Origin of the sequence: Bartonella sp. AP258QHHD (genome assembly GCF_042196145.1) — a bacterium.
GTDB lineage: Bacteria > Pseudomonadota > Alphaproteobacteria > Rhizobiales > Rhizobiaceae > Bartonella.
Window position 1 is genome coordinate 1 of record NZ_JBHIPR010000026.1, and the last position, 1,378, is coordinate 1,378.

General features: G+C 34.3%; 2 pseudogenes. Both read right to left on the bottom strand.

Going from position 1 to position 1,378, the window contains the following annotated elements:
* Positions 1-249: 249 nt before the first annotated feature.
* Positions 250-525, bottom strand: a pseudogene (locus ACFIMM_RS03125) (hypothetical protein); the annotation flags it as partial.
* A 113-nt stretch (positions 526-638) separates the two neighbouring features.
* Positions 639-932 (bottom strand): annotated as a pseudogene (locus ACFIMM_RS03130) (hypothetical protein); the annotation flags it as partial.
* Positions 933-1,378 lie beyond the last annotated feature (446 nt).

Here is a 1,378-nt window from a genome sequence, read left to right on the forward strand (position 1 = left end):
TCATTACTCCATTGTGGATGATTCATTTTAATCAATAAGAAACGCTATTTGAAAGCCGCGTCATATCACTTGGCACGGCTTTCTTTTATTTTACTCTCTCTTTTATGATATGTTTATAGCAATGCATTTTATATGCGTTTATACACCATAAAAAGGCACGCCCCCCATATCTATTTTTATTCTGTTTTATCAGTTATATTGACAACATTATCGTTTTCATAAACCTTACATTTTTTTGGAACGACACTTACTTTGACTGTTTAATTTTGCATTGCCATAGGCTTTACCCCAGACCTTGTCATGATAGGAAATCTTGGCATTGCCATAAACCCACGCATTATCATACACCCAGAAATTGCCATCATGGGATAAGTTACTTTCCTTTTCGATATAGCCTCCCAGATCACCTACTTTGACATCATCAAAGTCTTTTAAAGCTTTAATGCGATAAAGGTTTGTAATTTTCTTAGTAATTCTATCTTTAATTTGTTTGATTTCATTTGTTAATTGGTATTTTTTGCACATAAAGATACCCTCACAATCTAATATGATAAACGTTTGCTAAAATTTGGAATAGGAAAATTTGAAAGAGGAGCGCCCCCGCCACGCCTGTACTTTCATTTACACCGCTTTATTGATTAGACCCAGACAATCTCTAATTCACCATAAGGAGAGAGACGTTCAGTATAGGTTTTTATTTTAGTAGACTCGCCGACATTTTCACGAATAACAGCAATGCCATGAATATTGGCATTTTCATAAACCCTAGCATTGCCATAAACCCTTGCATTTTCATAAACGTGACCATTTTTAAACACAAGAGCCTCATCATAGTCCCAGCAATTGCCCTCATGAGAGAGGTTATCTTCCTTTTCAATAAAGCCGCCTAAGGTACCTGCTTTGATATCAGCAAAATCTTTTAATGCTTTAATAATGACGTCAATTAAATCTATTTAGGATAAATAGCGAGTATCAGGTGAGGTAAAGTCATTTAAAAGCGGATAAATTTTTTTCAAAAAGTTTTTTAAATGCGGTTTATCCAAAGCCCATGACACGGGGTCAGATCAGAAAAATAGTGAAATTTGCTGTTTATTTTATGGAAAAAAGACAAATGAAGCATGTGCTTTAAGATATCAGAATGAGTGTTTTGATACATTTTACCACGCATTTTATAGATAGGTTTTGAAGGTTTCTCAAAATACTCAAAACCTTCAAAACTTATAGATAAGGCGTTCTTTAAAGGTTCACTCTATGAATGCAAGGGGATATGGTTGAGCAAATTTATCTTTTATATTTATGGGGATATTGATGTATTAACCATTGACGGGCTAAACAGTTTTGTTTAGAGGTTTTTCCATAGAAATGTGGGGGAGAGATC